The 20168-nt window shown below is 63.8% G+C and carries 18 protein-coding genes; 8 read left to right on the top strand and 10 right to left on the bottom strand.

Features of this window, described 5'->3' with window-relative positions; translation table 11 throughout:
* Window positions 1-94: 94 nt before the first annotated feature.
* The 5 genes from FHS92_RS09730 to FHS92_RS09710 form a co-directional block, all read right to left on the bottom strand.
* On the bottom strand, window positions 95-412 hold the full coding sequence (locus FHS92_RS09730) for a hypothetical protein (RefSeq protein WP_221230976.1): 318 nt from the start codon (window positions 410-412) through the stop codon (window positions 95-97).
* 33 nt (window positions 413-445) lie between these two features.
* Window positions 446-760 carry a DUF4142 domain-containing protein gene (locus FHS92_RS09725; protein WP_246351892.1) on the bottom strand — a complete coding sequence of 105 codons (315 nt, stop codon included), beginning with the start codon at window positions 758-760 and terminating at the stop codon, window positions 446-448.
* A 185-nt stretch (window positions 761-945) separates the two neighbouring features.
* Window positions 946-1878: a Gfo/Idh/MocA family protein gene (locus FHS92_RS09720; RefSeq protein WP_184079918.1), complete on the bottom strand. Its 933-nt coding sequence runs from the start codon at window positions 1876-1878 to the stop codon at window positions 946-948.
* Window positions 1875-2522: a 2-dehydro-3-deoxy-6-phosphogalactonate aldolase gene (locus FHS92_RS09715; protein ID WP_184079916.1), complete on the bottom strand. Its 648-nt coding sequence runs from the start codon at window positions 2520-2522 to the stop codon at window positions 1875-1877. The genes FHS92_RS09720 and FHS92_RS09715 overlap by 4 nt, the downstream gene beginning before the upstream one ends.
* Window positions 2519-3400 (bottom strand): 2-dehydro-3-deoxygalactonokinase, encoded by an 882-nt coding sequence (locus FHS92_RS09710; RefSeq protein WP_184079914.1) that lies wholly within the window; start codon window positions 3398-3400, stop codon window positions 2519-2521. The genes FHS92_RS09715 and FHS92_RS09710 overlap by 4 nt, the downstream gene beginning before the upstream one ends.
* 105 nt (window positions 3401-3505) lie before the next feature.
* Between FHS92_RS09710 and FHS92_RS09705 the strand changes: the two genes are divergently transcribed.
* The 3 genes from FHS92_RS09705 to dgoD all read left to right on the top strand — a co-directional run bounded on the left by FHS92_RS09705 (window position 3506) and on the right by dgoD (window position 6908).
* Complete coding sequence (locus FHS92_RS09705) at window positions 3506-4384, top strand: SMP-30/gluconolactonase/LRE family protein (protein WP_184079912.1); 879 nt, start codon at window positions 3506-3508, stop codon at window positions 4382-4384.
* A gap of 89 nt (window positions 4385-4473) precedes the next feature.
* Window positions 4474-5772, top strand: coding sequence for a family 1 glycosylhydrolase (locus FHS92_RS09700; protein WP_184079910.1), 1299 nt, complete (start codon window positions 4474-4476; stop codon window positions 5770-5772).
* A complete protein-coding gene (gene dgoD, locus FHS92_RS09695) occupies window positions 5769-6908 on the top strand; it encodes a galactonate dehydratase (protein ID WP_184079908.1) in 1140 nt (379 codons plus the stop codon). The genes FHS92_RS09700 and dgoD overlap by 4 nt, the downstream gene beginning before the upstream one ends.
* Window positions 6909-6910: 2 nt before the next feature.
* Here dgoD and FHS92_RS09690 read toward each other — a convergent pair whose 3' ends face one another.
* Window positions 6911-7150: a hypothetical protein gene (locus FHS92_RS09690; RefSeq protein ID WP_184079906.1), complete on the bottom strand. Its 240-nt coding sequence runs from the start codon at window positions 7148-7150 to the stop codon at window positions 6911-6913.
* A 158-nt stretch (window positions 7151-7308) separates the two neighbouring features.
* Between FHS92_RS09690 and FHS92_RS09685 the strand changes: the two genes are divergently transcribed.
* Together FHS92_RS09685 and glf are read left to right on the top strand one after the other, a co-directional pair.
* The gene (locus FHS92_RS09685) at window positions 7309-8184 is read left to right on the top strand and encodes an aldose 1-epimerase (RefSeq protein ID WP_221230974.1); all 876 of its coding nucleotides are present in this window, start codon (window positions 7309-7311) and stop codon (window positions 8182-8184) included.
* 244 nt (window positions 8185-8428) lie between these two features.
* Window positions 8429-10654 (top strand): UDP-galactopyranose mutase, encoded by a 2226-nt coding sequence (gene glf / locus FHS92_RS09680; protein ID WP_184079902.1) that lies wholly within the window; start codon window positions 8429-8431, stop codon window positions 10652-10654.
* A 53-nt stretch (window positions 10655-10707) separates the two neighbouring features.
* Here the strand turns inward: glf and FHS92_RS09675 are convergent, their stop codons facing one another.
* The 4 genes from FHS92_RS09675 to FHS92_RS09660 all read right to left on the bottom strand — a co-directional run bounded on the left by FHS92_RS09675 (window position 10708) and on the right by FHS92_RS09660 (window position 16655).
* On the bottom strand, window positions 10708-12879 hold the full coding sequence (locus FHS92_RS09675) for a family 1 glycosylhydrolase (RefSeq protein WP_184079900.1): 2172 nt from the start codon (window positions 12877-12879) through the stop codon (window positions 10708-10710).
* A 105-nt stretch (window positions 12880-12984) separates the two neighbouring features.
* Window positions 12985-13422, bottom strand: coding sequence for a DUF1810 domain-containing protein (locus FHS92_RS09670; RefSeq protein ID WP_184079898.1), 438 nt, complete (start codon window positions 13420-13422; stop codon window positions 12985-12987).
* A 68-nt stretch (window positions 13423-13490) separates the two neighbouring features.
* Window positions 13491-13706 carry a hypothetical protein gene (locus tag FHS92_RS09665; protein ID WP_184079896.1) on the bottom strand — a complete coding sequence of 72 codons (216 nt, stop codon included), beginning with the start codon at window positions 13704-13706 and terminating at the stop codon, window positions 13491-13493.
* Between the two features lie 324 nt (window positions 13707-14030).
* Entirely contained in the window at window positions 14031-16655 is a 2625-nt protein-coding gene (locus FHS92_RS09660) for an EAL domain-containing protein (protein ID WP_184079894.1), read from the bottom strand.
* 126 nt (window positions 16656-16781) lie between these two features.
* On the opposite strand from FHS92_RS09660, the gene FHS92_RS09655 reads away from it, so the two are divergent.
* The 3 genes from FHS92_RS09655 to FHS92_RS09645 are packed head-to-tail and all read left to right on the top strand — an operon-like array spanning window position 16782 to window position 20168.
* Entirely contained in the window at window positions 16782-18086 is a 1305-nt protein-coding gene (locus FHS92_RS09655; RefSeq protein WP_184079892.1) for an FAD-dependent oxidoreductase, read from the top strand.
* A 52-nt stretch (window positions 18087-18138) separates the two neighbouring features.
* A complete protein-coding gene (locus tag FHS92_RS09650) occupies window positions 18139-19290 on the top strand; it encodes a GNAT family N-acetyltransferase (protein ID WP_246351891.1) in 1152 nt (383 codons plus the stop codon).
* Between the two features lie 2 nt (window positions 19291-19292).
* Complete coding sequence (locus FHS92_RS09645; protein WP_184080344.1) at window positions 19293-20168, top strand: cupin-like domain-containing protein; 876 nt, start codon at window positions 19293-19295, stop codon at window positions 20166-20168.

Genomic DNA, 20168 nt, shown 5'->3' with positions numbered 1-20168 from the left:
GGCGATCCTCCGCTTCTGGCTCAGCTAGAGTTACACGAAAAGGGCGACACCCGAAGCCGAGCGCCGCCCAAAAAAGGTAACAAAAGTTCTGGTGTTACTGGCCAGTGCCACCCATCGAACCAGTGGTGCTGCCGCTGGTCGTGGTGCCGGTCGGTGCACCGCCGGGGACGGCCGATCCGCCGCTTCCGGTCGTTCCGGTGCTATTGCCCGGTCCGTTCATGGACCCGGCACCGTTGGTCGCGTCCATCGGCGGCATAGCCATGTTGGATGACGTCCCCATCGTGTCGGTGGAACTGTTCATCATCATGTCGGAATTCGCACTGCTGTTCAGGGCGCTGGAATCCTGTTCACTCCCGCCACATGCGGCAAGAGCAAGGCAGAGGATGGCGGGGACACATAATATTGTTCGCATAAAGGAACTCCGGTCGGTGTGAGAATATTGCGCCTAGAGGGCCTTCAGGGCGACGATGTGTTTTTCGACGATCGGTACCGCCTTGGCGGCCACCTGCTTCAGGGCGGGCCGATCGCCCGGCGTTCCATAGCTCTGGTGCAGATCCAGCGCCATCTGGTGCGCCCGCTTCTGCTGGGCGAGCTGCGACGATTGGATCTCGAACAGATCGCCAGCCCCCGCCTGCGCGATGTACGATGCCGCGCTGGTCGTTGTGGCCGTCGCGGTGGCTTCGGTGGCACCACCGGTTACAGGAACGAACGCCAGCGACGGCGCGAGGAATACGGCTCCAAAGACGAAAGAATGTCTCATGGTCTTCTCCTGAACAGGTGGGGGAATGGATCGTGACGGGCGAGCCATGCTGACGCTGGAGGAAGCCCGTCGGTGCGGTTGTCGAGCGGGAGACGAGCGGTGCAACGGCCCGTTCCTCCCCGAGTGCGGGGACGCGTCCGTGCGTTCCTTTTTATGGACAGTCCGATAGCGGGCGGGACGAGGGTTCAGGCTATTGTCCAGAGGCTCGTCGATCGCTCCACGACCAGCATCGCGTCTGCAACCATGCGGAGGGGCGTGATTTCCACGCTAGACCGGCCTTCACGAAGCAACGTCGAAAAATGGCGATAGATGCCGTCATATTCCGTGCCGTAATCGGCGGTGACCGGCGCGCGCTCCCCGTCGATGCGGAGCGATCCATCACCCAGATCCAGCAGCAGCGCCGATCCCGCCAGCGTGTCGACGGCGATTGTCCATCGGTCCTGTTCGGTCACGGTCCAGTCGAACACCGCGTCGATCCCGGCATCGCCAGCGCTCAGGTGCAGCACAGCCTTGACCGGCGTTTCCGCGCCCGCCGGAATCTCGAACCGCCCGCTTTCCACAATGGGCGCGCCCAGCAACTTCGTCAGCACCGCAAAGGCGTTGATGCCCGGATCGAGCACCCCGAAACCCCCGGCACGCCAGATCCAGTCCTGCCCCGGATGCCATTTCCGCACATCCTCTTCCCACCGCACTTCGACATGCGCCAGCCCTTCGCGCCGGACCAGCGCAGCGGCGGCATCGATGACGGGGTGATATTGCGTATGCCATGCTGCGAACAGCGGCACGGACCGCTCCTGCGCGAGAGCAACCAGCTGCTCGACCTCCCCCAATGTGGCGCAGGGCGGCTTTTCCAGCAGCACGGCTACCCCAGCCGCGATGGCGTCCCGCGCGATCGCGTAACGCGGCGGCGCGGGCGTGCAGATAGCGACGGCGTCGACCGCCCCCGCCGCAAACATCGCGGCGGGCGTACGGAACAGCGGCACGTCTGGCTCTCCCGGGCCGCTCCGGTCGCAGATGGCGGAGAGCGCGAAGTCGGCGGCGCCCCGGATCGCCGGAATGTGCGCATCGCGCGCGATCTTGCCATGACCGATGATGCCGATGCGGACCGGATCGCTCATCGCCCCGCCTCCTGCGCCACACGCAACGCGGCAACATAGGCACGCGCCTGCCGCGATACGTCATCCGCGCCCTGCCCCGGCTTGTACAGCCCACCGCCCAGCCCGAACCCGTCGGCTCCGGCCTTCCAGTAACCCGCCATGTTATCCGGCGTGATGCCGCCGACGATAATCTGCGGCACCCCCATCGGCCAGACCGCCCGCTGCGCCTTCACCACGGCGGGCGACGCGCCCTCCGCCGGGAAAAGCTTGAGCGCGTGGGCGCCCGCACGGTGCGCCGCGAAGGCCTCGCTGGGCGTGAAATAGCCGGGCGCGGACACCAGCCCCGCTGCGACCGTCGCAGCGATGACGTCGGTGTCGGTTGACGGGGACACGATGATCTGCCCGCCTGCCTCGGCTACATGGATGACTTCTTCGACGGTCATGACCGTGCCCGCGCCGATGATCGCGCGGCCGCCGAACCGCTCGGCCAGCGTATGGATGCTGCGCAGGGGATCGGGCGAATTGAGCGGCACCTCGATGATACGGATACCCGCTTCGAAGAGCGCGGCGCCGATCGCCTCCGCCTCGTCCGGACGGATACCGCGAATGATGGCGATCAGCGGACATTCGCCCAGCAGGGCGTGAAACCGTTCCAGCACTGTCACAACAATTCTCCCGCCAGCAGACCGACGCCCGCGACGAAACTTTCGTCGCTGTCGATCAATGTCCCTTCCCGCCCCGCGACATCGAGCGCCGCCTGATAGAGCAGGGCGAGGTCGCGCCGCGCCATGATCGCGACCGGGCCACGGTGCTCCACGGCATTGTCCAGCCCGATGGCGATGTCGGTACCGATCAGCAGCCCGCTGACATAGGATGCAGGGTCGTCCTCCCGCCGCGCGAGCAGATGGTCCGCGCGCGCGCCGAACAGCGCGGCGGGCAGATCGGCGTGCTTCAACGCATGGTCCACCCCACGCCGGAACGCGGCTCCGGGCTGCGGGTCGCCCTGCAACAATTCTCCCAAGATGCTGTGTTGCCGCAGCAGCGCAAACAGCTCACCGGTCATCACGGTGCGGAATGCGGCCACCCTGCCCCGCTCCAGCTCCACCCATTTGTTGTGCGTTCCCGGGTGGCACAGCAGCGCGTCGGGATCGACAAGCCCGCGCGCCACCGAACCAAAGAGCGGCACTTCCTCGCCGCGCATCACATCGCAGCGGGTGCCGTCGTCATAGGCCACCCCGGGGATGATGAAGACGCCGTCGTCCGGCTCGATTGCGCCACTCCGCACATCGTCGAGTGAGGCGGGGCAGGGCACATAGGGGGCCTCCACCCACCCCCGGTTTGACCCGATCATCCCGCACAGCAACAGCGGCCGTCCATCGAAACGGCGGCGCAGCGCGGCGATCTCGGCGGGAAAATCGTCGCGGGCAAAGCGCGTGACGCCGCAATCCTCCTGCTCGTCGGCAACCACCGTACCGCCCTCGATGACATAGATACGCCGACTGCTGGTGCCCCAGTCGACGGCGACGAAACTCTTCTGCGCCACGTTGATCCTCCGGTGTTGCGCGCAATGAACGCACAACTGGCCGAATAGACGCGTGATAGACGGGTGGCGGCGAAACCCTCGCGCGTCTGACGGGTTTCCTGATCCATGCCCATGTCTTCCTCCGCGACACCTCTGGTCGAATGCCGCAACCGACTGGGCGAAGGCCCGGTCTGGGTGGAGCGGGACCAGAGCCTGTATTGGGTCGATATTCGCACCCCCGCTATCTGGCGGCGGGACTGGGCCAGCGGCGACGTCACCCTCTATGACCCGCCCTGGCCAGTCACTGCGCTTGCTCCGCACGCGGCGGGCGGTTTCATAGCCGGAACAATGCACGGGCTGGCGCTGATCGATCCGGAACGCGGCGCCTATGACCATCTGGCCGATCTGGAACCCGACGTCCCCGGCAATCGCTGCAACGACGGCAAGGTCGACCGAGCGGGCCGCTTCTGGGCGGGGACAATGGACGATGCCGAGGAACAGGCGAGCGGGCAGTTGTTTCGGGTCGATTCGCCAACCCACTGGACCCTGATGGATGGCGGCTACCGGGTGACCAACGGCCCGGCATTCAGCCGCGACAATCGCATCATGTACCACGCCGATTCCGCGCTCGGCCGGATCTATCGCTACGCGCTCGACGAAGCGGGTGAGATCGTGACACGCGAGGAGTTCGTCCATTTCGAACGGGCGGACGGATATCCCGATGGCATGAGCGTCGATGCGCAGAGCCATCTGTGGGTCGCCTTCTGGGACGGCTGGTGCCTGCGCCGCCTTTCTCCCGAAGGTCATTGTGTGGAGACGCTGGAGGTGCCGGTGCAGCGGCCCACCAGTTGCACGTTCGCCGGGTCGGGCCTCGACACGCTGGTGATCACATCAGCGCGCATCGGCATCCCGGAAAATGAGCTGGCGAGGCAACCATTGGCGGGCGCGCTCTTTATAACCACACCAGCGGTCGGCGGCATGGCGGATGTCCCCTTCGGCGGCTGAACATTATCTGTTGTCGCATCGTTTATCGCCAAAAGCCGGTTCCCACTTTTTGGCCCGATGCTTGAGGAGCAAGGATTATCACCCACTTCATGTTCTGCACCGGAATCGAAAACAGCATTCCGACGATCAACAACGGCCGCACGCGTGTGGATCAGATGGAGGTGTGCGGCCATTATCGGCACTGGCGGACGGATTTCGATTTGCTGCGCGAAATGGGCATCGGTTTTCTGCGCTACGGGCCGCCGATCCACCGTACCTACCTTGGTCCCGGCCGCTATGACTGGGAGTTTGCCGATCTCACCTTCAACGAGCTGCGCCGCCGCGATGTCAATCCGATCGTCGATCTCTGCCACTTCGGTGTGCCCGACTGGATCGGCAATTTCCAGAACCCGGATTTCCCCGCCCTGTTCGCCCGCTACGCCGGGGATTTCGCCGAACGCTTCCCGTGGGTGCAGCTCTACACGCCCGTCAACGAGATGTTCATCTGCGCCATGTTTTCCGCCAAATATGGATGGTGGAACGAGCAGGGGACCACCGACCAGACCTTCGTCACCGCGCTCAAGCATATCGTCAAGGCGAACGTCCTGGCCATGCAGGCGATCCTGAAGCGACGCCCCGATGCGATCTTCATCCAGAGCGAATCGTCGGAATATTTCCACGCCGACAGCCCCGACGCGATCGGCCCCGCCGAAATCCTCAACTCGATGCGGTTTCTCTCGCTCGACCTCAATTACGGCCGCCGGGTCGACAGCGAGATGTACGAATATCTGCTCGATAACGGCATGACGAAGGAGGAATATCATTTCTTCCTCGGTAACCGGCTGAAGCAGCACTGCATCCTGGGCAACGACTATTACTGCACGAACGAGCACCGGGTTCACGCTGACGGGCGCACTTGGGCGAGCGGCGAGGTGTTCGGGTACAGCGAGATCACGCGCCAATATTACGGCCGCTACGGCCTGCCGGTCATGCACACCGAGACCAACTTCAAGGAAGGCCCGAACGGCGACGAGGCGGTCAACTGGCTGTGGAAGGAATGGGCCAATGTGCTGCGCATCCGCAACGTCGGCATCCCCACCGTCGGGTTCACCTGGTATTCGCTGACCGATCAGGTCGACTGGGACACCGCACTCCGCGAACAGAACGGCACCGTCAATCCACTGGGCCTCTACGACCTTGACCGGAATATCCGCCCCGTGGGCAGGGCGTACAAGGAGCTCATCGCATCCTGGAAGGAAGTGCTCCCGGCGCAAAGCCTGTGCCTCTCCGTACCGATTGTTCCACCTTCGCACTGGAACCGGCTCGACGCACGCGAACAGCAGGTGCAGGCGGCCGCGCGCATGGCCCACGAACCGCCCGTCCCCAGCATTGTGGAGCCCGGAACATGAAGATCGGGCGCATCGAAACCTTCCTGGTGCCGCCACGTTGGCTGTTCGTCCGCGTGGAGAGCGAGGATGGCGCCGTCGGCTGGGGCGAGGCCAGCCTGGAAGGACATGCCGAGGCGGTAGAAGGGGCGTTCGAGGCGCTGCGCGACCGGTTTTTGGGTTATGATCCCCGCCGGATCGAGGACATCTGGCAGATCGCCTATCGCGGCGGCTTCTATCGCGGCGGCCCGGTGCTGATGAGCGCGCTGTCCGGGCTCGATCAGGCGCTGTGGGATCTGAAAGGGCGTGTAACCGGCCTTCCCGCGTGGGACATGCTGGGCGGGCGGGTGCGCGACAAGATCCGCGCCTATGCGTGGATCGGTGGGGACCGGCCGCACGAGATCGCCGAGGCCGCCGCCGCCCGCAAGGCGCAGGGCTTTTCCGCTGTCAAGATGAACGCCACCGCCGAACTGGACTGGCTGGGTACACCCCGGCTGTTCGACGATGTCGTTCGCCGGGTCGAAGCCGCGCAGGGGCAGGGGATGGATGTCGGCCTCGATTTCCACGGCAGGGTTCACAAGCCGATGGCGAAGCAGCTTGCCAAGATGCTCGAACCTTTGGGCCTGCTCTTTATCGAGGAGCCGCTGCTGTCGGAAAACTGGGAGGGACTGGCACAGATTGCGGCGATTACCAGCACACCGATCGCGCTGGGCGAACGGCTCTATTCCCGCTGGGATTTCAAATCCTTACTGGCGAGTGCGACGGTCGACATTATCCAACCCGACCTCAGCCATGCCGGGGGCCTGTCCGAATGCCGCCGGATCGCGGCGATGGCGGAGGCCGCCGATGTGGCGGTCGCACCGCATTGCCCGCTTGGGCCGCTGGCGCTCGCTTCGTGCCTGCAACTCGCCGGATGCACGCCCAATGTCGCGATTCAGGAAATCTCGCTCGGCATCCATTACAATGTCGGGCACGACCTGCTGAGTTTCGTTACCAATCCCGAGGTACTGGCCACGGTGGACGGCTTTCTCGCCATTCCGGAAGGGCCAGGGCTAGGGGTCGATATCGACGAAGCCGCCGTTCGCGCCGCCGACCGGGATCGTCATCGCTGGCGCAACCCGGTGTGGCACAATGCCGACGGCAGCTTTGCCGAATGGTGATGTCAGGCGGCGAGCGACAGGGACGTGGCAGACGCCGCGGTATAGCGTGCATCGAGCTCGGCTTCTTCGGCCGTTTGTTCGCGCAGCCAGGAAATGCAGATCTGGCGACCGAATACGTCGTCGCCCTTGAACCGCACATCAGCCTCCGCGCCTTCCGGAAGCGCCGCGCGCAGTTGCGTCAGCGCCTCGATCAGATCGTCCAGCCCCACCGGCTCACGAACCTGTGCAAACTCTCTCATCATCGTTGCCATATGCCATCCCCGCATAAGTGGACACTGAACCAACACATCCACTATTTGCCCAGAATATCCGCATTTTACGTTAAGTCGTGCGAAAATTCCCATAAATGCGACGAACGGAAGGGAACCTTTGCCCGCCGCATGCTTTGCAGGCCCTTCTCATGCTGGAATTAACGTCCGGTCCGCTCCGCATGACTGTCCTGCCCGAATGGGGCGGATCGATCGGACGCCTCAAATATCGGCGGGATGACGAGACCTTTCCGCTCCTTCGCCCCGCCCCGGATGACGCCCAACATGCGCTCGCATGCGGCTGTTTCCCCCTGGTGCCTTTCTCGAACCGGATTCGCGGCGGCACCTTTGTCTGGCAGGACAGGCGCATCTTCCTTGCGCCCAATATGAAGGGCGATCCCAGCCCTCTGCACGGGCAGGGCTGGCTGGTTCCGTGGCGCGTCGACAGCAGCGGTGCGGATCGCGCCATCCTCACCTATCATCATGTGGCGGACGAATGGCCGTGGGATTACGCGGCGCGGATCGATTATCATCTGCATGCCGATCGGCTGGTCGCTACTCTGTCCTGCCGCAACCTTTCACCCGATCCCATGCCGTGCGGGCTCGGTTTCCATCCCTATTTCCTGTGCGACGCTACCACACGGCTCGAAACCGACGTCGGCCATGTCTGGACGGTCGACGAGGACGTGCTGCCGGTGGAACGCATTCCCGCCACAGGCCGCTTCTCCCTCGACGGGCCGGTTTGTGGACGCGATCTCGACAACGGCTATGATGGCTGGAGCGGCACGGCACGCATTTGCGAGCCCGGTCGCCCGTTCGACCTCATTCTGTCCTCACCTGCTGTCCCGTATTTCCAGCTCTATTCGCCGCCAGGGGGCGGCATCTTTGTTGCGGAGCCGGTGACCCACGCCAATGACGCCCTGTCCCGCCCCGACGGCGAACGGGCCATGCTGGGTATTCGCGCGCTTGGTGCAGGAGAGGAGATGACCCTTTCCATGGATTTGATTGTCGAAACCAAGACGCGTTGAAGTTCCGACAACATATCAACTCAGGCTGTCGCAAATCGGCGCTGTGCCCGGTTGCGTCAGGAACTGGTTGCATCGCCTTTCGTTGAAGAGATTGTCCTCTCTTTTCAGCGAGTCCCCCATGAACCAAACCTCGGCTCAGGCCGCTAAATTGCGCCTATTGAACAGCGACACGCGGTCCGGTGCCACTATTATCTGTTTTAGCCACTTACGGTGGGATTTTGTCTTCCAGCGCCCTCAGCATCTGATGGCGCGTTTCGCCAAAGACAATCGCGTCATCTTCTGGGAAGAGCCCGAATATTTCGCTGATGCCCAAGGCACCGCCCGCCTCGATATCCGTCCTTGCGCCAAGACCGGTGTCATTGTTGCACGGCCGGAACTGCCCGCCGGGATGAGTCCGCAGGATGAAGAGCACAGCCTGCGCGGCCTGCTCGACACGCTGATGACCACCGAAACCGGACCGCTCGTGCGCTGGTACTACACGCCGATGATGTTCCCGTTCTCCCGACACATCGCGGCGCAATGCACGATCTACGACTGCATGGATGCGCTCGCCAATTTCAAGAATGCGCCGCCCGAATTGCTGAGCCGTGAGGCAGACCTGCTGGAGGCGGCTGACCTCGTGTTCACGGGCGGATACAGCCTTTATGAAGCGATGCAGGACCGGCACGACGATATCCATCCTTTCCCGTCCAGCGTCGACGTCGCCCACTTCAACACAGCCCGAACGCAAGAGCAGGAGCCTGAGGATCAGGCGCATTTGCCCCGCCCCCGCCTGGGCTTTTACGGCGTCATCGACGAGCGGATGGATCTCGACCTGGTCAGCCATCTGGCACAGGCGCGGCCCGACTGGTCGATCGTGCTCATCGGCCCGGTGGTGAAGATCGACCCCGCGACCCTGCCCCGTCATCCCAATATCCATTGGTTGGGCAGCAAGGATTACAGTGAACTGCCGGCCTATCTGGGCGGCTGGGATGTTGCGTTGATGCCATTCGCGATCAACGAGGCAACGCGGTTCATCAGCCCCACAAAGACGCCCGAATATCTCGCCGGGGGCTGCCCGGTGGTGAGCACGCCGATCGCAGATGTCGTGCGTCATTATGGCGACCTTGCCGCCGTGCGCATCGCCGATACGCCCGACGCTTTTGTCGAAGCCTGTGACGCCCTGCTCGCCCTCCGTCGCGAAAGCCACGCCTGGCGCGATCAGGCCGATGCCCTGCTCGCCGACATGTCGTGGGACAAGACATTCAGCCACATGGCTGAACTTGTCGCCGCGCGCATGAAGCGCCCGCAGGGCTGGAACCGCCCGGCGAACGCCCGCCGGGATGGCCCGCATTATGACTATCTGGTTGTCGGCGCCGGGTTCGCCGGATCGGTGATGGCCGAACGGCTGGCCGCCGACGCGGGCAAGAAGGTTCTGGTCATCGACCGGCGCCCCCATATAGCGGGCAACGCGTTTGACCGCCTCGACGATGCAGGCATCCTGATCCACCAATATGGTCCGCATATCTTTCACACCAATTCGGAAGATATTTTCGCCTATCTCTCGCGCTTCACATCCTGGCGGTCTTACGAGCATCGCGTGCTCGCCAGTGTGGATGGCATGTTGGTGCCCATGCCGATCAACCGGACCACGATTAACGCGCTGTACGCCCTGGATCTCACCACCGAAGACGAAGTGGACGCCTTTCTCGCCAGCCGCGCGGAACCGGTGGAGGTGGTGCGGACGTCGGCCGATGTGGTGATCTCGAAGATCGGACGCGACCTCTACGAGAAATTCTTCCAGGGCTACACCCGCAAGCAGTGGGGCATGGACCCATCCGAGTTGGATAAGTCGGTCACGGCCCGCGTACCAACACGCTCGAACACCGACGACCGCTATTTTACCGATAAATTCCAGGTCATGCCCCGCAACGGGTTTACGGCGATGTTCGAGAATATGCTGTCGCATCCCAATATCGATATCGAACTGGGCGTCGATTATCGCGATGTCCGCGAACGGGTCAGCTTCGACCGGCTCGTCTTTACCGGCCCGGTCGATGAATATTTCGATTATTGCTATGGCCGCTTGCCGTACCGCTCGCTCCAGTTCAAGCACGAGACTGTGGATACCGCGCAGTTCCAGCCGGTCGCTGTCATCAACTATCCCGAACCATCGGTGCCCTATACCCGCGTGACGGAGTACAAGCACCTCACCGGGCAACGCGCCGAGCGCACCAGCATCACCTACGAATTTCCGAGCGAAGAAGGTGACCCTTATTACCCCATTCCGCGTGCGGCGAACCAGTTGCTGTACAAGCGGTACGAAGCGCTGGCCGATGCGGCAGAGGACGTGCTGTTCGTCGGCCGCCTTGCCACCTACCGCTATTATAATATGGATCAGGTCGTGGGACAGGCGCTCGCCACCTATCGCAAGCTTGGCATAGGTCCCGTTGTCGAGGCCGCGCCGGAGCCGCTCGTCCAGACCGCCTGATCGGTCACGACCCCATTACAGAAAGCCGCCCGGTTATGGCCAGGCGGCTTTCTTTATTCGGCGGCGGATACCAGCGGGACCGGCAGAATGTCGGCCAAACGGACATCATGCGCCCAGTCGCCCAGCGCCTCGTTCAAAGGGCGGAGCGGCGCGAAACGGGTGCTCAACAACGTTGTGTCGGAGGATTGGCCGCTCGCGGCCGCTACGACCAATGCCTTGTCATACCCCATAATGTCCGCGACCATCCGGGCGAACGCGTACCAGCTCACCGCGCCCTCGTTCGCGACATGGGCGATGCCGGTACAGCCATCGAGCAGCAGGTCGAGGCTCGCGTGGCACAGGTCGGGCACGAAGGTGGGGGAAATGACCGTGTCCGGGCACGCGCGCACCAGCCGCCCGGCCATCAGACTCGCCGCCACATGATAGGCGAAATTATACCGGTCCCATCCGCTGAAAAAGGCCGATGTCCGCACGATCAGATGTTTGTCCGACATGCCCGTGAGCGCCTGCTCGGCCATCGCCTTGCTCTGCCCATAAACCCCGGTGGGGCAGGTCGGGGCCGCCTCGTCATAAGGGCCGTTCGCCCCGTCGAACACCAGGTCGGACGAGAAGGTCAGGAAGGGAATGTCCGCGCCCTGACAGGCGGCGGCGAGAGCGACCGCTCCGGCATGGTTGACCGCCATGCAGGCCTCTACTTCGCGCTCGGCATCGTCGACGCGGACAAAACCCGCCGTGTTGATGACCGCCCACGGCCTGATACGGTGCAGGGCCGACTGCACGGAAGCCTGATCGGCAATATCGCAGGCGCTGCGGTCTGTCAGCACACAGGCAAGGCCGCGATGGCTGCAGATGCGTGCGAGCGACTGCCCCAGCGTTCCGGTCGCCCCGGTGATCCAGATGGGCCGACCAGCATGGGGCCTCTCTTCGCGATCCGCGCCGTGCCAGTCGTATAGGCGTGACGAACGCTTCCACCAGCCCGGCGCGTCGAGCACCGGATGGTCGAACGAACCTGTCGCCGCCAGCGCCTTGGCGGCCTGCGCGACCAGCGTAGGCCGGGCCTCGCTGCCCCGTAGGTCGAACGCGCCCACATCGTAGCGGCCCTCGCGCCGGGTGAGCAGGGAGCGCCAGTCCATCGCGCCAAAGGCCGACCACAAGGTGACGGCGTGCAGGTCGACGCCTTCGCGCCTCGCTCGCGTGCTCTCGTCCCACACTTCGCAAAACCAGCGCGTCTGTTCTTCGCGCGTGCAGCCATGGTGGACCTCGGTCACCGCAATAGGGATGCCATAGCGTTTCCACGCTTCGTGCAGGCGCCGCCGGATCCCTGTCTGGCCCGCGAGATGATGAACACGCGTAGCCTCGACATCCGCGTAACGCTGCGTCGCGTTTCCGCCGATCTGGCTGGCGAGATAGAGCTGCGTGCGATCGTCGAGATAGCGGTCGCTCGTCAGATAATGGTTGATGCCCATGATGTCGGGCTTGCCATCGCCGGTCGCCAGTTCGGCAAGTTCCGCCTCGCCGATACCGGCTTCCAGCAGCGTGCGATAGAAAACATGGCCGCGCACCACCTTGCCGCACAACAGATCGAACGTCAGCCAGCGGCGCTGATTGTCATGCGCCGCCTGCCCCCGCAAGGGAGCCGTGGAAAAAGTCCGCCCCAGATCCTCGGTCTGGACCAGTTGTGCCTGGGGATTGACGGAACGGATGACCCGCATTGCCCGTACGGTGCCCAGGCACTGGTTGACCAGCGCTCGTGCGAAGGAACGGAAGGCGCGATGATGGGGATACCAATGGCCGTAGAGCGCCGAAAAGCGCGCGGTTGTCAGCGGCTCGTTCACCGGGGTCCATTTGTCTATCCACGGATAGCGCTCGACAACGCGCTGCGCGAACGCGGCGAACGTGTCCGGAAATTCGGGGTCGAGCAGATGGGTATAATGCGGCCCCGATCCATGGTGGAGCAATCCGCCAATGACCTCGATACCCGCTCCCAAGAGGGCAAAGATGCGTGCGTCGGTCCAGCTGAAATCGCATGCGTCGAGGTTATCGGGTGCAATCTGTTCCCAGAGAATGGGATAGCGGACCGCTTCTACGCCCAGCTCCGCAAACCGGGCCAGATCCTCTGGGCGATCGCTGTGCCCGGTTTCCACAACCTGGTTTCGCCACACATCACCGACACGGGCGATCGTGCATTCTGGTCCCGCCCACAACGCAAGTTTATCGGATTGCACGGATGAACCTCTTTCTCTGTCTTTGAAACCGGACAGCAGCGGGAGGGTTCCGGATGAAGTCGATTCTGATTCGGGAAGATACCGCGATGGTCAGGATGACGGGCGCTAGGACAGCGGGAGATCCTGCCCGACGCGCGGCTCGTCCAGAAGTGCCAGCGTCATCGCATCGCGTTCGCCGCGAAACCAGCGATTGAGCGCCGCAGCGAACAAGGGATGTGGAGCCACGGCTTCAAAGAGCGTGAGCGAGGATCGCAGCTTCATCGCGTCGATATCGCCAAACACGGCCACCGCGTTGCTCGATGCGAGATCCTGCAGCGCCTCGACACATTCCACATAACGCTGCCCCAGCACCGGATGGTCGAGATAGGCGCGTGCCTCATCCGCCGAACGAATGCCGTAGAAGTGCGCCATCGAGCTGCGGCCCAGACCGGCAAGCTGCGGAAAGACGAACCACATCCAGTGCCCATGCTTCGCACCGCGCCGGATTTCCGCCAGCGCGCCCCCATAAGCCGTAGCCTGTGCATCAACAAAACGCTGGAGCATAGCCTCGTCCCTTCTGCCCGCGAGGGAAACAGGAGGTGGAGGAGTTACGATATCGCGCTGATACAGGTTCATCCCTTGTTCCGATCCGCTTCCGGATAATCTTCCGGAGTCACCGTGCTGACATTGGGACGATCCTCGACCTTCTCCTGCGGCTGCCCGCCAGCGGTACGCGGATCGATGTCGTTTTCGTCAGGCTGCACGTCACCTGCGGGTTCCCGACGGGGCATTGGCGTGGACTGTCCCTTCGAAGGGTCCATTCCTGTCTTGGTGATCAACTCGCTCACAACCCAATCTCCTGGTGCGGGCGAATGCGCGCGCTAAGGCTGCATCGCCAACCTGATACCTGTCATGCGAATTCGGGACGGCCCGGGAACATTGCCCAATAGCCGTCTGTACGGATCTTCTTTCGGAGATCTTTCCACACTAACGCGCGCATCGGTGATCCGTTGCATTGCCAGTAGTTTTCTTGTGGGCTCAGACGAGATTCTATGGGCATGAAGGCGCCCGTATTCGGGCTACCTTAAGCCGCATTGCTCACGATACACGATCTGGATAGGCGAGCGGAAAGCGGCGTAATCCGTGAAAATCAATGCGTAGATATTAGGGAGCTAGGACGCCATCTTCATCGGCGGGGCGTTGAGCAGCCGCAGGTCGATATCGTCCGCAAAGACGACCCCCATACGGTCCTGCGTCGACCAGCGCGTGGTGGCGTCCACCGTCAGCCCATCCGCCAGCTCAATGGTGAAGGTTGTGCCCTCGGGCACATTCCACAAACCCTCGATCATCGCACCGCTGGCCGATATATTGCGCACCCTGCCGACATATTGCTGACCCGCATGCGCGATCGAAACCGTGCGCAGCATCGTCTTGCGGGGCGGACGGGCGGACTGGTAACCGCTCGCCTCCGCTTTGGGGGCGCTCTTCTGCGCAAAGCGGGCGAGCACTTCTTCCGCCGGGGCGCCCTGTCCATAGATGAACCCCTGGATATGCGAACAGCCCAGCGAGCGGATCAGGTCCAGCTCATCATGCGTTTCCACCCCTTCGGCGGTGGTGTCCATGTTGAGCGCTTCGGCCAGACTGACGATCGACTTGATAATCGCGCTGTTGCGGCTGCCGCGCATGGCCGCGCCGCGCACGAAGCTCTGATCGATCTTGATCTTGTCGAACGGCGCCTTTTTGAGGTAGCCCAGCGAGCTGTAGCCCGTGCCGAAATCGTCGAGCGCCAGCCGCACGCCGACCGCCTTCAAGCTCGCAAACATGCGATCGGTGGCGTCGTCGTCGTTCAGGAACACGCTCTCGGTAATTTCCAGTTCCAGCCGCTCGGCGGCCAGCCCGGTCTGCGCCAGCGTGTTCATGACGATCGTGGGGAGCGAAGGATTGGCGAACTGGATCGGGGAGACGTTCACCGCTACCCGAACGCCTTCCGGCCAGTGCACCGCGTCCGCGCATGCGGTGCGCAGTACCCATTCGCCGATCGCAGGGATCAGGCCCGCATCCTCTGCGATGGGAATGAAAACCGACGGGGAAATCGGCCCGCGTACCGGGTGGTTCCACCGCAGCAGTGCCTCGAACCCGCTAACCTTTTCCGTTACGGCGCTCACCACAGGCTGATAGACGAGGTGCAGCGCATCGCCCGCCAGGGCCTGGCGCAGATCCTCTTCCAGTCGACGGCGATCCTCGGCATCGGCATGCATTTCCGCCGAATAGAAGCGGTGCACGCCGCGGCCGTCGCCCTTGGCGGCGTACAGCGCAAGGTCCGCATTCCGGATCAACGCGTCGGCGGTCGTGCCGTCGTCGGGGCATAAAGCGATGCCAATAGAGGCGCCGATCACGACCTGATTGTCCTCTATCATATAGGCCTGAGACAAGGTGGCGATGATGGCTTGCGCCAGAATGGCGACCTTCGTCCGGTCGACGAGGCCCGGCATGACAACCTTGAACTCGTCGCCCCCGAGGCGCCCGACCATGCCGCGGTCGCCCACGACGCGCTGCAAGCGCTGGCTGACCTGACGCAGCAAGGCATCGCCTGCCGGATGGCCCATAGTGTCGTTGACGCTCTTGAACCGGTCGAGGTCGAGAAGCAGCAGGGCGCACTCGCCCATGCGGCCCGACGGATCGGTCATTGCCTGTTCAAGCGTGCGCATCATCTGCACCCGGTTGGCAAGGCCGGTGAGCGAATCATATTGCGCCAACCGGTTTACCTCCGCCTGGCTGCGGCGCATCTCGGTGAGGTCGGCGCCACTACCACGGAAGCCCTGGAATTGGCCATATTCGTTGATGATCGGACGGCCGGAGATCGCCCACCAGCGTTCATCATCGCTTACCGCGACGCGCACCGCGACATCGGAAAAGCTCGACCGGGCGGAAAGGTGGAAGCCCAGCGTCCGGTCACCCTCGCGGGCCATGGAATCTCCCGCGGCAATCAGGTCGGTCAGCGGACGTCCGGTCAGTTGCTCCGCGCTGCTGTGAAGCGAGCGCGCCAACCGGTCCGAGATATAAGTGAGAACGCCGGTACGGTCCGTTTCCCAGAACCAGCCGCGCCCCGCCTCTTCATATTCGAGCAGCAGCCGCTCCGACCGCCGCCCGCGCAGTTCGTTTGCCTGGATCACCGCCAGACGCGCCTGCTCCATCCGTGCCTGCGCCAGCGTCGCCAGCGCCATCGACATCAGGAACAGCACGAACACCGCGCTGGTGCCCATCCCGCCATGGAGAAGCGTAGCCATTCCCGCGCCCAGGCAATAGACGAGCCCGCACAACCGCCGCGCGCCACAGATGCTGACAGCCAGAAGGGCGAGCGCCATCTGACCGATCATGGGTGACATGACGCCCGAAAGCAGGGGTTCCGGCACCTGCTCGTAAGACAGATTGGTCATGACCCCCGACAACAGCATCAGCCCCAGCAGCAGCCAGAATTGGCGATGCGGCAACTGGCGGCGCAACATCGGAAGGCGCGGCGCTATCCAGATGGCGATGTCGACGCAGAACATCCCGAGTATGAGTACCAGCGGTGCCCAGTGTCCGCCTTCGGCCAGATGGCGCAGATCGACCGACCCCGCAAGCAAACACAGCTTGGCGAAGATCAGCACCGGCCACAGCAACGAAATCGCCCGGATCGATTCGGCGTTCCATTGCGCCGTCATATCCTGCCGCGCGTCGGCCAGCCCGAGCGACACGATGGTCGACGGATGCGCCGTAACTTCCTGTTTGTGCAATCGAATGCGTGAGAGTGCCATCTCTTCTCCTTGCACTCATAACGCTTACCATCTGGTTACCCGATGCCGCCGATTTCCGTAACTTTTGCGCTTGCGGCAAACCGTTATCCCGCTAGCATGTTGAAACATAAGCGATGGAGAGATCGGATGCGGCATATCGCAATTATCGGATCGGGTCCGGCGGGATATTATACGGCCGAAGCGTGCCGGAATATCTTCGGCGATGGAGCGAGAATCGATGTGATCGACCGTCTGCCGGTGCCGTTCGGGCTGATCCGGACCGGCGTCGCGCCCGACCATCAGTCGATCAAGGCGGTGTCGCGCCGCTATGAGGCGGTGGCCCTGACCGACACGGTACGCTTCATGGGCAATGTTTCGGTCGGCGAGGATGTCAGCATCGCGGAACTGCAGCAATTCTATGACGCAGTGGTGATCGCCACCGGGGCCCCGCACGACCGGCCGCTCGGCATTCCTGGCGCCGACCTGCCGGGTGTCGTGGGAAGCGCGGCTTTTGTCGGCTGGTATAACGGCCATCCGGATTACGCGCATCTCGACCCGCCGCTCGATGGCCAGGGCGCGGTCGTGATCGGCAACGGCAATGTGGCGCTCGACGTGGCGCGCATTCTGGCCAAGACTCCGGAAGAATTCCACGGCAGCGATATCGTCGCGCATGCCCGCGACATGCTGGAACGGTCGCAGATCCGCACGATCGCGCTGCTGGGACGGCGTGGTCCCCACCAGATCGCGATGACACCCAAGGAACTGGCCGAACTGGGGCGACTGGAACGCGCGGCGCCGCGCGTCGACCCCGCCGACCTGCCCGACGAAGGCGCCGACGCGCTGCTCGAACCGGGCGTGCGCAAATCCGTTACGCTGCTGCGCGAATTCGCCGCCAACCCCGTCGACCGGCCGGTCACGGTTGCATTTGACTTTTTCGCGATGCCGGTCGCGGTGGAAGGTAACGGGCGTGTGGAACGGGTCATCGTCGAGCGCACGCAGGTCGACGAGGCGGGGCGGAGCCAGGGCACCGGGGAGCGTTACGCCATCGAGGCGTCTTTGGTCGTCAGCTGCATCGGCTATCAGACGCCGCCCATCGAGGGCGTGCCCTACGAACAGGAGCGTGGGCGATTTGCCAGCGACGAGGGGCGGATCCTTCCCGGCCTGTATTGCGTCGGCTGGGCGCGGCGCGGGCCGACGGGTACGATCGGCACCAACAAGCCGGACGGCGCAATGATCGCCGACAAAATCGCCGAGGACATCGGCGAGGGGTCCGGCAAGGCGGGACGGGAGGCGCTGGAGGCGTTGATCGAACAGCGCGGCACCCGCATCGTTACGTTCCAGGACTGGCAGAATATCGATGCCGCCGAAATCGCCCGGGCGCGCCCCGGCGCGCCGCGCGAAAAGTTCGTGCATGTCGGCGACATGGTCGCTGCACTCCTGCCCTCGGCGTAAGCCGCCCGCGGTCCGCAAGCATTTTCTAATCATTTTCGGATAGGGCCGGACCATGAAGATGGCGCCCGCCCGACTTTTTCGCGAACCAGACGCGCCCGGCATAGCGTGGCCCACTGCGTCCGACAGCCGCCATGCAGCCCTGGGAGAACTCGCGGAACAGTGCGCGGAACCGAACCCCTTTTACCATCCCGCACTGCTGTTGCCCGCGCTCGACCATCTTGATCTCGGTCATGGTGCCCGCCTGCTGACGGCGGAACAAGGGGGCATGCTGATCGCCGCCATGCCTGTCATGTCCGCCCCGCGCCACGGACGCCTGCCGATCGCCAATGTCGTCAACTGGGTCCACCCCCACTGCTTCTTCGGCGCGCCCTTGCTGTGCAGTGGCCGCGAGGAAGAAGGCTGGCAGGCGCTGCTGACGCAACTGGACGCCGCGCCCTGGGCCGGGCAGCTTCTCCACCTCACCGCGCAGGACGAGGACGGGCCGGTTCTGGCGGCGCTTCAGCGCCTGTGCGCGCGCACGGGCCGGGGCATTGACCGCGTCGGACATTATGAGCGGGCGCTGCTTGCCTCGCCGCTTTCCGCACAGGACTATTGGGAAGCGCAGATGCGGCCCAAGAAGCGCAAGGAGATCCGGCGGCTCATCAACCGGCTGGATGAGATGGGCACCGTCGTCCACCGCCGCCTCGCGGATCCGGCGGAGCTGCCGGATTGGACCGAGGATTTTCTGCGGATCGAGGCATCGGGCTGGAAAGGCGCGAACGGCAGCGCGATCGCCAGCCATCCGGCGACCGACGCCTATTTCCGTGCCGCCCTTGCCGGGGCGCAACAGGCGGGCATGCTCGACATGCTGCGCATCGACTGTGACGGACACGCGATTGCCATGCTGGTCAACTTCCGCCACGGCCGGGGTGGCTTTTCCTACAAGATCGCGATCGACGAGAATTTTGGCCGCTTTTCCCCCGGCGTGCTGATCGAGATCGATAATCTTTACCGAACGCAAGATGATGACGCGCTCGACTGGATGGACAGTTGCGCCGCACCCGACCACCCGATGATCGACGGTCTGTGGGCGCAGCGGCGACGAATCGGCCAATATCGCGTGGCGCTGCACGGGCGCGGCTTCGCCCGCCTGTCCCGTGCCACATCCTTCACTCTCGCGGGCAGCGTCGAACGCGCCCGGCGGGGCTTGCGCAGAAAGGCATGATGATGACCCTGCACAGCAGCATAACACCCGGTTCCGATCTCTTGCCATCGTTCGGTACTGCGGCGCTAACCGATTTCGCCACGGCCTATCCCGATGCTTCGGTCAAGCTCACCCATCAGCTCGCCGGGCATCCGCTGCTGACGCGGGCGGCGCTCGGCGAACTGGCGGCGCGCATGCCCGCATCCAGCGTCGAATATAATCTCGGCCGCCTGCCGCTGGGCGTCGATCCGGACGAGACCCCGCACAACGGCTTGACCCTTGCCGAAACGATTGCGACGATCGCGGACAATGGCAGCTGGGCCGTGCTCAAGAATGTCGAGCGCGATCCGGCCTATGGCGCGCTGCTCGACGAGGCGCTCGCGCCGCTGGAGCCGATCGTGCGGGCGGCTACCGGTCCGATGCTCCATCGCGAGGCCTTTGCGTTTATCACCTCGCCGGGCAGCGTGACGCCGTTCCACATGGACCCGGAGCATAATATCCTGCTCCAGATTGAGGGCGAGAAGACGATGACCGTCTTTCCTGCCAGCGATTCGCAGCTCGTTCCGCCGGAAAAGAGCGAGAGTTTCGCGAGCGGCGGGCACCGTAACCTCATCTGGAACGACGCATTCGCGGCGCGGGGCACCGCCGTGCATCTGCAACCGGGGGACGCAATCCATGTCCCGGTGAAGGCCCCGCATTTCGTGCAGAACGGCGACCAGGCCTCGGTCAGCTTTTCGATTACCTGGCGCTCAAGCCGTAGCGTGGCGGAAGGCGAGCTGCACAGCCTCAACGGTCGCCTGCGCCGTCGCCATTTGCCGCTCGTTGCGGTTGGCGCGCGGCCTGAGCGACAGATGTTTGCGCGCGGCCTGTTCCGCGTCGCGCGACGGATCGGTCTTTAG

Source organism: Sphingobium subterraneum, from assembly GCF_014199435.1.
Lineage (GTDB): Bacteria > Pseudomonadota > Alphaproteobacteria > Sphingomonadales > Sphingomonadaceae > Sphingobium > Sphingobium subterraneum.
This window is presented reverse-complemented; position numbering and strand designations above follow the sequence as displayed.

Bases quoted from the DNA above. Each gene is read 5' to 3' on its own strand.
- FHS92_RS09690 (WP_184079906.1), bottom strand. From the start codon at position 7,150: ATGATGAGAGAGTTTGCACAGGTTCGTGAGCCGGTGGGGCTGGACGAT.
- FHS92_RS09660 (WP_184079894.1), bottom strand. From the start codon at position 16,655: ATGGCACTCTCACGCATTCGATTGCACAAACAGGAAGTTACGGCGCAT.
- FHS92_RS09655 (WP_184079892.1), top strand. From the start codon at position 16,782: ATGCGGCATATCGCAATTATCGGATCGGGTCCGGCGGGATATTATACG.
- FHS92_RS09670 (WP_184079898.1), bottom strand. From the start codon at position 13,422: ATGCTCCAGCGTTTTGTTGATGCACAGGCTACGGCTTATGGGGGCGCG.
- FHS92_RS09685 (WP_221230974.1), top strand. From the start codon at position 7,309: ATGCTGGAATTAACGTCCGGTCCGCTCCGCATGACTGTCCTGCCCGAA.
- FHS92_RS09730 (WP_221230976.1), bottom strand. From the start codon at position 412: ATGCGAACAATATTATGTGTCCCCGCCATCCTCTGCCTTGCTCTTGCC.
- FHS92_RS09700 (WP_184079910.1), top strand. From the start codon at position 4,474: ATGTTCTGCACCGGAATCGAAAACAGCATTCCGACGATCAACAACGGC.
- FHS92_RS09650 (WP_246351891.1), top strand. From the start codon at position 18,139: ATGAAGATGGCGCCCGCCCGACTTTTTCGCGAACCAGACGCGCCCGGC.
- FHS92_RS09705 (WP_184079912.1), top strand. From the start codon at position 3,506: ATGCCCATGTCTTCCTCCGCGACACCTCTGGTCGAATGCCGCAACCGA.
- glf (WP_184079902.1), top strand. From the start codon at position 8,429: ATGGCGCGTTTCGCCAAAGACAATCGCGTCATCTTCTGGGAAGAGCCC.
- FHS92_RS09725 (WP_246351892.1), bottom strand. From the start codon at position 760: ATGAGACATTCTTTCGTCTTTGGAGCCGTATTCCTCGCGCCGTCGCTG.
- dgoD (WP_184079908.1), top strand. From the start codon at position 5,769: ATGAAGATCGGGCGCATCGAAACCTTCCTGGTGCCGCCACGTTGGCTG.
- FHS92_RS09720 (WP_184079918.1), bottom strand. From the start codon at position 1,878: ATGAGCGATCCGGTCCGCATCGGCATCATCGGTCATGGCAAGATCGCG.
- FHS92_RS09645 (WP_184080344.1), top strand. From the start codon at position 19,293: ATGACCCTGCACAGCAGCATAACACCCGGTTCCGATCTCTTGCCATCG.